The organism is Clostridium perfringens (assembly GCF_016027375.1).
GTDB lineage: Bacteria > Bacillota > Clostridia > Clostridiales > Clostridiaceae > Sarcina > Sarcina perfringens.
Genome location: NZ_CP065681.1, coordinates 1047786 through 1060719, shown reverse-complemented (window position 1 = coordinate 1060719; position 12934 = coordinate 1047786). Strand labels below are relative to the sequence as shown.

Genomic DNA, 12934 nt, shown 5'->3' with positions numbered 1-12934 from the left:
CCCCCGATAGTTACCCATTTAATCTTTCTTTTTAACCATAAATTTAATTTTCTCCAAGCTTAACAAACAACTTTGTTATGTTAGTCTTAGAAATTTTTCCTATGATCTCTAATCTCTCTTTTCCCTCATTTTCTTCAATTCTTTTTACAACTGGTACGGAGTCTATTTCATGTTCTATTATCTTTTTTGCTACATCAAAAGCGCAATCTTCTTCTACAGCACATACTATGTTAGGCATTCTTGTCATTATAACACCAACAGGAACCTTATAAATATCTGTTCCTCCTATAGCGACCTTTAAAAAGTCTTTTCTGGAAACAGCTCCTGTTAGAACTCCTCCATTTTCTACAAACATAGTTCCTACATCATTTAAAAATAGATGTACTATAGCATCATGAAGCATAGTTTCTTCACATACTGTAACCGGTTTAGACATTATGTCTTTAACCTTTATATTTTTTATTTTTTCATAGATGAAACTGTTCGAAGGTTTATCTGAATAAACATACCCAACCTTTGGTCTTGCATCTAATACGCCAATCATTGTAAGTATTGCAAGATCTGGTCTTAAGGCTGCTCTTGTAACCCCTAACTTTCCTGCTAAAGCTTCTGAAGTTATTGGTTGACCCTCTTTTACAAGTCTAACTATTTCTTCCTGCCTCGGTGTTAATTTCAATTTGAATGCTCCTTCCTTAAATAAACTAGGAACAAAAAGGATTTTTTATATTAAAGTGATTTTTTTATATATTAATTGTAACACAACCTAAATCTTTTTAGTATAGCAAATTTTCTGAAAAATCATTCAAATCTGATAATTATCACTTAAAATCATATAGTTTTTTCCTCTTTATTCCATATTCCTTTATTTTACATTTATTTGCTAGTCAACATCATCAAATTTTACCGTATATGTAAAACTTGTTTCATTTTCCAACTTATTATGTTTATGAAATTTGTTTATTTTATTCTCATTTGTTTTTCCATTTTCTCTTTTTTCTTTCATGTCATTTGCTACACTAAAAGCTTTTTCCTTTAGTCCAAATGCTTTCCCCTTAATATCATTAGCTGCATTTTTGACTATTTTATTAACAATCTCAACACTTCCATCAGCCTTAGTTATTTCTATTGTAATCTTTGTTGCAATAGCGGCTACCACACTTAGTGCTAATATACTTGGGAATATTACGGCAATGGCCCCTGCAGCTATCCCAGCATTAACTGGCATATCAGTTAATACTTTTTCATCCTTAAGAATTCTTATTCTAGATACATTTCCCTTATCAATTAAATCCTTTAAGAATTTTTTTATATCTTCAAAGCTTTCTGCCTTTTCTTCCATTACCTTTTCTTCTTCTACTTTACTTTCTTCTTCTCTTTTTTTCTCAATATATATTAATGCATTAACAACATCACCATCACAAGCTTCTAATGCCTCTTTAGCTTCTGCGTAAGTAGCATATGTTCTCTCTATTACCTGGTCTACTTTTTCTAATGTTATTTCACTCATGTAAATCACTCCTTTATAAACTTTAACATTTCTAAACTTTTAGGTTTTCTTGAATATACAGAAGATATTATAAAACTAGTAACCTTAAAAAGTTCTGCTTTAACCTCTTCTGTTAATGTTAATCTATATACTTTATCCAAAGAAGTATTATTTAAGAATCTTAAGGCATTATATGTGGCTTTATTTATGTAAAGCCCATGTTCCTTGGGACATTTATCACAAACGCCTCCAAAATATCTTAAACTAATGTAGTTTGAAACACTTAATTTATTTTTACAAAATACACAATTATCAAATCTTAATCCATACCCAGTGTATTTTAATAATTTAAGCTCAAAAGCTCTTATTAATAGTTCATAACTTATAGCCTCAGTATTTATTAAATAAAGACAGGTTATAAACTCTTTATATAAATTAAAATTTTCTTCTTCATCCTGTAGTGATATATCAATAAGCTCACATAAGTAAGATGCATAAGTAAGCTTTTCTAGGTCAGTTAAAGATGTCTGAAAGGAAGTTCTTATTTTTCCTTCAGATAACCTATATAAACCCTTTCCCTTGAATAATAAATAATCGCCATAGCATAAAGGGTGCGTTAATGAAAAGAGTTTACTTTTACTTTTCTTTGCACCCTTAGCTATAGCTGTTATCTTACCCATTTTCTCGGTAAAAATCCAAAGCAATTTATCGTTCTCTTTATAATCTTGAGCCTTAATGATAACTCCACCACTCTCTATAAGTGCCAGAAGCTATCCCTCCTATTTAAGTTTTTTATAACCTAATTCCTTTAATAGTGAAGTATTATCTCTCCACTCTTTTCTAACTTTTACCCATATTTTTATATTTACTTTTGCTCTTAAGAATCTTTCTAATTCATATCTAGCTGTAGAACCAATCTTCTTAAGTGTTTGACCATTTTTACCAATTATTATTCCTTTATGAGATGCTTTTTCACATATTAAATCTACTTCTATGTTATACTTACCATTATCATCTTGTTTCATTTGTATAACATCTACAGCAATACCATGAGGAACTTCTTGGCTTAAATTTTTAAGAGCCTTTTCTCTAACTATCTCTGCTACAACAAATCTTTCTTGAACATCTGTTATCATATCATCTGGATAATATTTAGGACCCTCTGGTAAATATTTAACCATAAGTTCTAAAAGTTTATCTGTGTTTTTAGCTTTCATAGCTGATATTGGAATCATTTCTGCAAAGTCATATTCTTTTGAGAATAATTCTAAAGTTTTAGCAACCTTTTCTGGTGAACTCTCATCAACTTTGTTTAATACGAATATAACAGGAGCTTTTTGATTTTTAAGTTGCTCTATTATAAACTTATCTCCTCTACCAACTTCCTCACATGGATTACTTAAAAATAATACTAAATCTACATCTTTTATAGAATCTGTAGCACTATTTACCATATACTCACCTAGTTTATGTTTAGGCTTATGTATCCCTGGAGTATCAACAAAAATCATTTGATAGTCCTCTCCAGTTAATATTGTTTGAATGTTATTTCTTGTTGTTTGTGGTTTATTAGAAACAATTGAAAGTTTTTCTCCCATTAATAAGTTTGTTAATGTTGACTTACCTACATTTGGTCTACCAACAATTGTTATAAATCCTGATTTAAACATATTTCCTCCTATTTTTCCAGATCCTTTTTAGTGAAAGATCCAGGTAAAATTTCATCTAATGTTGTCTCTATATAATCATCTTCACTTTTTACTATGAATATTTTTATATCTTTATCCTCTGCAAACTCTACTATTACTTGTCTGCATATACCACATGGATATGTGTATGAATTTAAATCTCCTACTAAAGCCATAGCCTTTAAGACTCTTGCTCCTTCTGAAACCCCTTTAAATATAGCAGTCCTCTCAGCACAGTTTGTTGCTCCAAATGATGCATTTTCAACATTGCATCCTGTATATATTTTACCATCCTCAAATAAAGCAGCTGCACCTACCTTAAAATTTGAATATGGACAATATGCTAATTCTCTTGCCTCTAAAGCTTTTTTTATAAGTTCTTTTTTCATAATAATTCATCCTCCATCCTAAAATCTAGACACTAAAAATTTATCAACTAAATATTTTAAAAATTAAAATTGTTATAAGCGTTCCTAATATTGCTCCTGCAATAACTTCCCATACACTATGGACTTCTGAATCCACTCTGCTCTGAGCCGTTATTAAAGCCATTAAATAACTAAGTATAATTATAATATGAGAATTACTTATAAGTGATATAGCCGTAGCTATAGAAAAGGCTATAGCACTGTGTCCTGAAGGCATTCCACCCTTTAATGGGGTTCCTTCTCCAAAATAAGCCTTTGCAGCAACCACAACTATGCATACTATGGCTAATACAATAAATATAATATAAGGCTCTGTTTCTTTTACTCTATCCATAATTCTAAAAGTTATATTGGTAAGCTCATCCCAAAATATAATATACCCCACTAAGACAGCATTTATTGCAGTTATAAGTACTGCCCCGGCTGCTGTGTTTTTAGCTACTTTAGCTAAAGGATGATAGTAATTTGTACTTAGATCTATAGCGCTTTCTATAGCAGTATTAACTAATTCTGCTGCTATTACCATGGTTATTGTTATGGCTAGTATTATAAACTCTATTTTGCTTATATCATAAACAAAACAAGCTGATAATATAATTAAAGCTACTATAAAATGTATTCTCATATTTCTCTGAGTTCTTAAGGCATATATTATACCATCTATTGCATAATTAAAGCTATCAATAAGTTTTCTTACCTTCATAATATTCTCCTAAACCATTCTCATACCTTAGCTTTCCCTTGTTATATTTAACTTACCAAGTAACTCCTCTTCTCTTCCTCTCATTCTAGCCTTTTCTTCCTCTTCCATATGGTCATAACCTAAAAGATGTAAAACTGAGTGAGTTACTAAGTAGCAAGCCTCTCTTTCAAATGAGTGATTAAACTCAATACTTTGTTCTTTAGTTCTTTCTAGAGATAAAACTATATCTCCTAAGATAAGTTCATCTCCATCAAAATAGCATTTATCAAATTCATGTTCTAAATAAACATCTTTATAAACTTTATCCTCTGGATAATCAATCATTGGAAATGATAAAACATCAGTTGCTCTATCTATTCCCCTAGTTTCATTGTTTATTCCTCTAATTTCTTCGTTGTCTACAAAGACTAAAGAAACTTCACAATCCTCTTTAACTTTTTCTTCTTTTAGCACAAAAGAAATAACTTCTTCTAACTTCTTAGTTAATTCTTCCGTAACCTCAAATTTATTCTGTCTATTATCTATGAATATCATTTTATTTTTTCTCCTTCTTGTTATCATCTGGATATTCTATTCTTTCATGATGTATTCCATTTAATGCCTTTAGGAAACATTTTTTTATCTTACTTATATCTCTAAGAGTAAGATCACAATTGTCTAGTTGTCCAGATGCTAACTTATCATCAATAATATTATTGACCATTTTTTCAATTTTCTCTTCAGTAGGTTCATTAATTGATCTTACAGCTGCCTCTGTTGAATCTGCTAGCATAACAATTCCTTGTTCTTTACTCATAGGTTTTGGTCCTGGATATTTAAAATCCTCTTCCTTAACCTCTTCTGGATTTTCAGAGTTATTTTTTACTGTTAAGTAAAAATATTTAACTAAAGTCTCCCCATGATGGGTAACTATAAAATCATGTATAGTCTTAGGTAAATTATATTCCTTGGCTAATTCTGATCCATCTTTAACGTGAGATATTATTATTTTACTACTTACTTCTGGTTTTAACCTATCATGTGGATTTTTCTTTCCAAACTGATTTTCTCTAAAGAAATATGGTCTCTTAGTTTTACCAACATCATGATAATAAGCTCCTATCCTAGCTAATAGCGGATTTCCTCCTACTTGCTCAGCAGCTAACTCTGCTAAGTTTGCTACTAAAATACTATGATGATATGTTCCTGGAGCCTCCATTAGTAATTTTTTAAGTAATGGATTATTAGGATTAGATAATTCTAATAACTTAGCATTAGTTACTATATCAAATGTTGACTCAAAGAATGGTAAAACACCTATTGTAAGTATTCCAGAAAGTATAGCTCCTGCCGCTGCAAATGTACTATCTGCAAGTATTTCCATAAAGTTATTAGTTGTTAAAGTACCAACACTAAAAGTTAATATTGAACTTAAAACTGCAACGGTTATTGAAGAATATAATATATCATTTCTCTGTTGCATTTTTCTAAGCAATGTTCCTCCTAAAACAACATTTAAAATAGCAAGGATTATTATATTAGGATTAAATCCCACTGCTCCTCCTATTAAAATTACATTTAACATACTAAATACTAGTGATATTTTGTAATTTAGTAGAAGTGTTATAAGCATAGGCATACATGCTAGTGGTATTATATAGTTTGACATCATGCCAAAAAGCCTAGCTAGTATTACTGGAAATACATTTAATATGCTTATCATAACTATTTTGGAAAACTCTTTATTTATAGCTGGATAATATTTATGTATGTATCCATATTGAAGATACATAACTATTATTACTAAAACTCCTAGAGCAATATAAATATATAGCGCTGAAGCTGAGTCGCTTAATAAGCCTAAAGTTCCTAAAAGCTCTAATTGATGTGCTGTAACTGGCTCACCTTCACTTACTACTATTTGATTTTTCTTTATCATAACTGGCGGAACTTGCTTTAAGGTTTCTTTTATTAATTCATCAGTTTTTTCTTTATCATAGAAAAAATTTGGTTCTACTACATTAACAAAATTTAATGCAATAGCCTTCTCTGAATCACTTAAATCACTGGAAGATATAAAATCTGTATATTCTTTTTTAGCTTCCTTTAAGTCTTGCTCATTTCCATCTTCAATTGGAGCCTCATATGCCTTATTTAGACCATCTATGCATACGCTTTCTAATTTCTTAGTGCTTTGCTCATTCATTGAGGCAATTTTATTTGCCTGTGCATCTGTTATTTTAAATGGTGCTCTAGGAATAAGCTTAGCCTTTTCTTCTTCTGGCTTATCTTGAGCTAAAACTTTTTCAACTGAAGAAAAGAAACCCTTTATCTTTTCTTCACTTTGCTTCTGAACATCCGTCCTTAGAGAATATTGTTTATCAACCTTTTCTTCAGCTTCTTTTTTTCTTGCTTCAGTAGCTGATTCATCAATAATTTCTCTATGTGCCTTAATGTCTGACTTAGGTATATCTCCTACCTTTAAATCATACTTTCTTGTTATTATACCAGTCATCAAAGTACAGTATAAAACTATAAAGGTTATTATATATAAGATTATTTTTTTGTAATCTTTAAATATATCAAATGTTTTTTCCTTCAATTTCCCCATAATTACTCATCTTCTCCTCATTAGGTCCTAATTTATCTAGTAACTTAAAGCTATATTTTGTTCTACTACGAAAAGAACCTTTAATCTAATCTTCCCTTCCCCTAAATCCTCAGTTGTAATTATATTATCAACTATTTTTGATTGCTTACTTATTTCTTTGTTTATTGAGTTTTTCATTAACTCAACAGCTTTATTTATTATGGTTTCCTTATCATCAACTATGTCTTTATCTATTTTCTCATAGTATAAGTTTCTATTTATAAACTTTCCTGTACTTTCTATTTTATCATACTTATCAAACTCTTTAGTAGGCTTTTTTAGATAAATTTTCTTTCCCATTATTTCTAAGTAAATATCACTGTCTACCTCTCCTGTTCTCTCCTCTTTTTTACCCTGAACTTGCAATTCTATAGTCTTTTCATAAAAAGTATTCGCAGTAACCTCTCCTTCAGCATCGACTTCATATTCACCGCCTTCTATTCCTTGCTGTGGTATTATTAAAATATCTCCCTTTTTAACCACATCTCCTTCCTTTACAACAGCTGTACCTGAAGTTGTGTATATTCTCTTTATTTCCCCATCCATAGATGCAACTATATTCTTAAACTCTTTATTTTCATTTTCTTCTTTTATTTTTGGACTAACCTTTTCCTCAACCTTTATTTTTAAAGTTCCACCCTCTATACGAGCATTTACCCACATTATGTCTCCATGTCCATTTTCTAATTTTCTTTCTAATCCATAAACATTTACACTACTTTTCTTAACTCCTGGTTTAATATCAAAATCATTTAACATGGTTCTTATCTCAAAAGGAGCTATATTTTTCTTTGTCTCTATATCTATTCGCCATATAAAACCAGAATAGATATATAAGCCTACTAAAAATATTAAAACTCCTACAAATATGCTTATAGACTTTTTAGCTCTGGACAAGAAAAATATCATTCCCTTTGATGATATTATTTTCACCTTTCCATTAAGTCTTTTAACATAGCTTTTTAATTTTCCATAATCAGAATAATCCACATTTAAAGTTACAGTTACTACATCTATTTTCCTTACATTTTCAACATTTATACCATTTCTCCATAAAACATTTAAAAGTTTATTTATATCAAAAGTTTTTATTTCAACCTTTACTTGTCCCTTTTTTAAAAACTCCAAATTCATCTTATGCCTCCTCAAAACTTAAATTCTTAAGTCTTCCTGTTAAGGCAATAGTTTCAGTACCTATGAATCTTATCTCTAACTTTGTTCCTTCGATTATAATAACACCTAGATTGCTATTAATCTTAATTTCATTTTCCTTAAAAACCTCTATACCCTTATGATTTTCTATAATAATTTCACTTTTTCCGTGTACAACTATTTTAGGCTCACCATTTATTATCTCCTTAGGTAAATCTAATTCCTCTGCAATTCTATTAGTGACTTGTCTTAATTTATCACCCACAACTATACCTCCCATAAAATATTTTCATACTAAATCTATGAAAATTTATATTTTTTTATTCTTATATAAAAAAACTAAGCAATATAAAAAGGCATATACATAGCCCTTTTAGCTATGTATATGCCTTTTAAAACAATTCAAAAAATTTTCTTTAAAAACTTCTAAACTATTCATAATCCATTCTTAAAACTAAACTTTAAACTATAAAAATAAAAGAGAGTTCTAATGAACTCTCTTACTTATTTAAATATTCTTTAACTAATTGACTTACAAGTTTACCATCAGCTCTACCAACTGTTTGCGGTCTAACCTTTGACATAACTTTTCCCATGTCTTTCATGCTATTTGCGCCCACTTCTTCAGCTGCTTGCTTTATGATATCTTTTATTTCTTCTTCACTTAACTGCTGAGGAAGGTAATCTAACAAGATTGCAATCTCACTATTGTTTTGATCAACTAGATCCTGTCTATTTCCCTTTTCGAATTCAAGCGCAGCTTCTCTTCTTTGCTTGATTTCTCTTGCTAATATTTCTATAACCTGTTTATCCTCAAGCTTAACACCGTCAGTCTTTTCGACTAAAAGTATTGCTGACTTAGCAGTACTTAAAACTCCAGCCTTGAACTTATCCTTAGCCTTTAAAGCCTGCTTCCAGTCTTCTTGAAGTCTTTCTTTAATAGTTGGCATTTGTATACCTTCTTTCAAAAGAAATTATTCTATAAATTTAAACCAAAAACTATTTGAATTTTCTCTTTCTTGCAGCTTCTGATTTTTTCTTTCTCTTTACGCTTGGCTTTTCGTAGTGTTCTCTTTTTCTTACTTCTGAAAGAACTCCAGCTCTAGCGCATTGTCTCTTAAATCTTCTTAATGCTTGCTCTAATGATTCGTTTTCTTTTACTCTGATTTCTGACATTCTTTATCCCTCCCTCCGCTAGCGTAAATTATTAATGTAATTCACAGCCATGGGCTAAATAACACACGCTATATTATACAACATAGTTTTCTTTAATGTCAAGAAGTTAAATCTAAATTTTAGCCTGGTGGCCAATTTAAATTTCTTCCTCCAAGAACGTGGAAATGGATATGTCCTACTGTTTGCCCTCCTTGCTCTCCGCAATTAGTGACAACTCTGTATCCATCCTCTGCAATTCCTTGTTCATTTACTAGTTTATTAATAGTCTTGAAAATGTGTGCAAATACTTCTGCATTTTCTTCATTAACTTCATTTAAACTAGCTATGTGTTCTTTAGGAATAACTAAAAAATGTACTGGTGCTTCTGGACTTATATCATGAAAAGCTAAAACTTTATCATCTTCATAAATCTTTTTGCTTGGAATTTCTCCAGCTACTATTTTACAAAAAATACAATCTGACATGATTTTCACCTCCTAAGCAATGAATCTATTATCTATTATAACTCATTTTGAATGTAAAAATCTTCTTTTTATAATACTATTTCACCTTTTGCTACTTCTCCCTCAAAAGAATTAATTTTTACATTTAATATTTTACCTGAAACGTTGCAATCAGCCTTAGCATTTACCTTTATATAATTTCTTGTATATCCAGTGTAAACTCCACTTCCTAATTCAACTTCTTCCTCAAATAAAACATCAATAACTTCACCTATATATTTTTCAGCAAAGGCTTTTTCATTAATTCTATTTAATTCAATAAGTTTTTTACTTCTTTCGTCTTTCTTATTTCCATCAACTTGATTTTCCATATTCTCTGCTCTAGTACCTTTTCTAGGACTATATTTAAATATGTGAGTTTTTGAAAGAGCTATTCTCTTTAAGAATTCGTAAGTTTCTTCAAATTCTTCATCAGTTTCTCCAGGGAAACCAACAATTACGTCTGTTGTTATAGAAACATCTTCTATTTTATCTCTTAAAAGATTTACTATATCTTCATATTCTTTAGCAGTGTATCTTCTATTCATTCTTTTTAAAGTAGCATCACATCCACTTTGAAGTGATAAGTGGAAATGAGGACATAGTTTTTTAAGAGCTAAGATTCTTCTTACAACATCTTCTGTAAAGAACGTAGGATCTATTGAACCTATTCTAACTCTTTCTATTCCATCGATTTTTTCTATCTCTTCTAGTAAATCAACTAATGTTACTTTTTCATCTAAATCAACACCATAAGATGCTGTATGAATTCCTGATAATATTATTTCTTTAAATCCATGCTCTGCTAAACTTCTTATTTCATCTAAAACCTTCTTAGGGTCTTTTGAACAAACAGAACCTCTAGTATATGGAATTAAGCAATAAGCACAGAATCTATTACATCCATCTTGTATTTTTAAGAAAGCTCTAGTTTTATTATTATACTCTTCAATTTTTAGGTCCTCAAAAACTTTATTCTTTAAAACAGCGCCAACTTTAACTTGTTGCTTGCCTTCATCTCTAGCCTTATTTACATAATAAACTATTTCACCTTTATTTCTTGAACCTAAAACTACATCTACGCCTTCAATTCCTGAAACCTCTGTAGGTGCTATTTGAGCATAACATCCAACTACAGCTATAATAGCCTCTGGATTTTGTCTTCTAGCTCTTCCTATTATTTGTCTTGATTTCTTATCTCCCATGTTAGTTACGCTACAAGTATTAACTACATACACATCTGCCATTTCATTAAAATCTACAACTTCATAGCCTTCTCTAACAAATTTTTCAGTCATTGCTTCTGATTCATATGTATTAACTCTACACCCTAGTGTAGCAAATGCAACTTTCATTAAATATTTCCTCCTAAATCACCAAGCTCATACTGAATAAGAGAAATACAGGTAAATCCTGCTGTCTCTGTTCTTAAAATTCTTGGTCCTAAAGTTACAATATGAGCTCCTTTTTCTTTTAGGGCTTCTATTTCACTTTCTTCAAATCCGCCTTCTGGCCCAACCATTATTCCAACATTTTTTATACTATCTTTATCCTCTATAGAGTTAACCATAGCTCTTATTCCGTATCCTGTAGCATTTTCATAAGGAATAACCATAAGGTCTAATTGATCTATCTTTTCTAAAACCTCTTTAAAGTCCATTGGTTCTAATACTTGTGGTATTACCGTTCTTTTACTTTGTTTACATGCCTCTAAAGCGATTTTATTTAATCTATCTAATTTTTTAAATTCACCTTTTAATTTAACGTCTACTCTATCAGTGATTGTTGGAATTATTTCTGAAACACCAAGTTCTACACATTTTTGAACTATTAAATCCATTTTTGCAGCCTTTGGCATTCCTTGAAATAAAGTAATATTTAAATTACTTTCATTGTTTACATCAAGCTTCTCTAAGATTTTGATAGAAACCTCTTGTTTATTAACCTCTTCTACCTCACCTAAAAACTCTTCACTTTCAAGGTTATTTACAACAACCTTCTCACCTGGTTTTACCCTTAAAACCTTATAAATATGTTTTACATCTTCCCCTGTTATTGTGGCATGAGTGTCTGAAAACATATGCGCTGGTGTAAAAAACTTATGCATAATTTTATACTCCCTTACTAAATTATTTTAACTTAGCAACAATACAGTTCCATTCTCCATCTTTGTTAACTTCCATAACCTCAAAACCTTCTTGTTCTAATTTATCTATAACCATTTGTCTTCTCTCATGTATTATACCTGAAGTTATGAAAATTCCATCTTTATTTAATGCTTTTTTAACATCATCAACTAGTATGCAGATTATTTCAGCTATTATATTTGCAACAACTATATCAGCTTTTCCATCTACAACATCTAAAAGATTTCCATATAATACTTCTATGTTGTCAACATTGTTAAATGATATATTTTCCTTAGCTGAATCTACAGCAACTGGGTCTAAGTCAACTCCTAGAACATGTTTTGCACCAAGTTTAGAAGCAACTAAAGCAAGTATTCCTGAACCTGTTCCAATATCAAATACAGTAGTATCAGCCTTAACATATTTATCTAAAGCTTGAACACACATTCTTGTAGTTTCATGATCTCCAGTACCAAAAGCCATACCTGGGTCTAATTCTACTACCATTTCTTCTCCAGTAGGTTCATACTCTTCCCATATTGGTTTTATAACTATTTTTTCTCCAATCTTTATTGGCTTATAGTATTTCTTCCAGTTATTAGCCCAGTCTTCTTCAAACATTTTTTCTGCTTCAACTGTTCCTTCACCAACATCTAATCCTGATTCTTTTAACTCTTCTACTCTTTCCTTAACATAAGCTATTACATCATCAATGTTATCCTCTTCTGAGAAATAACCTTTAACAACGGCAACCTTCCCCTTATGTTCTAATATGTTTATATCTGCAAAATCCCAAGTTAAAGGTCCTTGTTCTCTTCCTAATATATCATTTGGATCCTCTATAGCAACACCCTTACAGTCTAATCCGTAAAATATTCCTGATATAGGTTCTAATGCCTCACTTTTAGTTATTACTCTAACTTCAATCCAAGTTCCTTCCATTTATGTATCAATCCTTTCTTATGCTACTTTGACTAATAATTTATTTTACACTTTAGTGTAGTATCTGTCTAGCTTATAAGTATTATTATGTTTCATATGCTCTATTAAAATTTCTAAGA

General features: G+C 30.3%; 16 protein-coding genes. All 16 read right to left on the bottom strand.

Features of this window, described 5'->3' with window-relative positions:
- Positions 1-43: 43 nt before the first annotated feature.
- The 16 genes from I6G60_RS05275 to prmA all read right to left on the bottom strand — a co-directional run bounded on the left by I6G60_RS05275 (position 44) and on the right by prmA (position 12815).
- Positions 44-676, bottom strand: a complete 633-nt coding sequence (locus I6G60_RS05275) for a helix-turn-helix transcriptional regulator (protein WP_003451073.1) — start codon at positions 674-676, stop codon at positions 44-46.
- 204 nt (positions 677-880) lie between these two features.
- Positions 881-1507, bottom strand: a complete 627-nt coding sequence (locus tag I6G60_RS05270) for a DUF4342 domain-containing protein (RefSeq protein WP_003451685.1) — start codon at positions 1505-1507, stop codon at positions 881-883.
- A 5-nt stretch (positions 1508-1512) separates the two neighbouring features.
- Positions 1513-2190 (bottom strand): DNA repair protein RecO, encoded by a 678-nt coding sequence (gene recO / locus I6G60_RS05265; RefSeq protein WP_003451570.1) that lies wholly within the window; start codon positions 2188-2190, stop codon positions 1513-1515.
- A 75-nt stretch (positions 2191-2265) separates the two neighbouring features.
- The gene (gene era, locus I6G60_RS05260; protein ID WP_011591023.1) at positions 2266-3156 is read right to left on the bottom strand and encodes a GTPase Era; all 891 of its coding nucleotides are present in this window, start codon (positions 3154-3156) and stop codon (positions 2266-2268) included.
- An 8-nt stretch (positions 3157-3164) separates the two neighbouring features.
- A complete protein-coding gene (locus I6G60_RS05255; protein WP_003461827.1) occupies positions 3165-3563 on the bottom strand; it encodes a cytidine deaminase in 399 nt (132 codons plus the stop codon).
- A gap of 43 nt (positions 3564-3606) precedes the next feature.
- Positions 3607-4305, bottom strand: coding sequence for a diacylglycerol kinase (locus tag I6G60_RS05250; protein WP_003455106.1), 699 nt, complete (start codon positions 4303-4305; stop codon positions 3607-3609).
- A gap of 27 nt (positions 4306-4332) precedes the next feature.
- The gene (ybeY, locus tag I6G60_RS05245) at positions 4333-4839 is read right to left on the bottom strand and encodes an rRNA maturation RNase YbeY (RefSeq protein ID WP_003455166.1); all 507 of its coding nucleotides are present in this window, start codon (positions 4837-4839) and stop codon (positions 4333-4335) included.
- 1 nt (position 4840) lies between these two features.
- Complete coding sequence (locus tag I6G60_RS05240; RefSeq protein ID WP_003482023.1) at positions 4841-6895, bottom strand: HD family phosphohydrolase; 2055 nt, start codon at positions 6893-6895, stop codon at positions 4841-4843.
- A 36-nt stretch (positions 6896-6931) separates the two neighbouring features.
- Positions 6932-8068, bottom strand: a complete 1137-nt coding sequence (gene yqfD, locus I6G60_RS05235; RefSeq protein WP_003478501.1) for a sporulation protein YqfD — start codon at positions 8066-8068, stop codon at positions 6932-6934.
- 1 nt (position 8069) lies between these two features.
- A complete protein-coding gene (gene yqfC, locus I6G60_RS05230; RefSeq protein ID WP_003451079.1) occupies positions 8070-8351 on the bottom strand; it encodes a sporulation protein YqfC in 282 nt (93 codons plus the stop codon).
- A gap of 235 nt (positions 8352-8586) precedes the next feature.
- The gene (locus I6G60_RS05225; RefSeq protein WP_197925647.1) at positions 8587-9036 is read right to left on the bottom strand and encodes a GatB/YqeY domain-containing protein; all 450 of its coding nucleotides are present in this window, start codon (positions 9034-9036) and stop codon (positions 8587-8589) included.
- A gap of 49 nt (positions 9037-9085) precedes the next feature.
- Entirely contained in the window at positions 9086-9262 is a 177-nt protein-coding gene (gene rpsU, locus I6G60_RS05220; RefSeq protein WP_003451446.1) for a 30S ribosomal protein S21, read from the bottom strand.
- 119 nt (positions 9263-9381) lie between these two features.
- Positions 9382-9726 carry a histidine triad nucleotide-binding protein gene (locus I6G60_RS05215; protein ID WP_011591025.1) on the bottom strand — a complete coding sequence of 115 codons (345 nt, stop codon included), beginning with the start codon at positions 9724-9726 and terminating at the stop codon, positions 9382-9384.
- Between the two features lie 68 nt (positions 9727-9794).
- Positions 9795-11099, bottom strand: a complete 1305-nt coding sequence (gene mtaB / locus I6G60_RS05210) for a tRNA (N(6)-L-threonylcarbamoyladenosine(37)-C(2))-methylthiotransferase MtaB (protein ID WP_003478502.1) — start codon at positions 11097-11099, stop codon at positions 9795-9797.
- Complete coding sequence (locus tag I6G60_RS05205; protein WP_011591026.1) at positions 11099-11851, bottom strand: 16S rRNA (uracil(1498)-N(3))-methyltransferase; 753 nt, start codon at positions 11849-11851, stop codon at positions 11099-11101. The genes mtaB and I6G60_RS05205 overlap by 1 nt, the downstream gene beginning before the upstream one ends.
- Positions 11852-11873: 22 nt before the next feature.
- Positions 11874-12815, bottom strand: a complete 942-nt coding sequence (gene prmA, locus I6G60_RS05200; protein ID WP_011591027.1) for a 50S ribosomal protein L11 methyltransferase — start codon at positions 12813-12815, stop codon at positions 11874-11876.
- Positions 12816-12934: the final 119 nt, after the last annotated feature.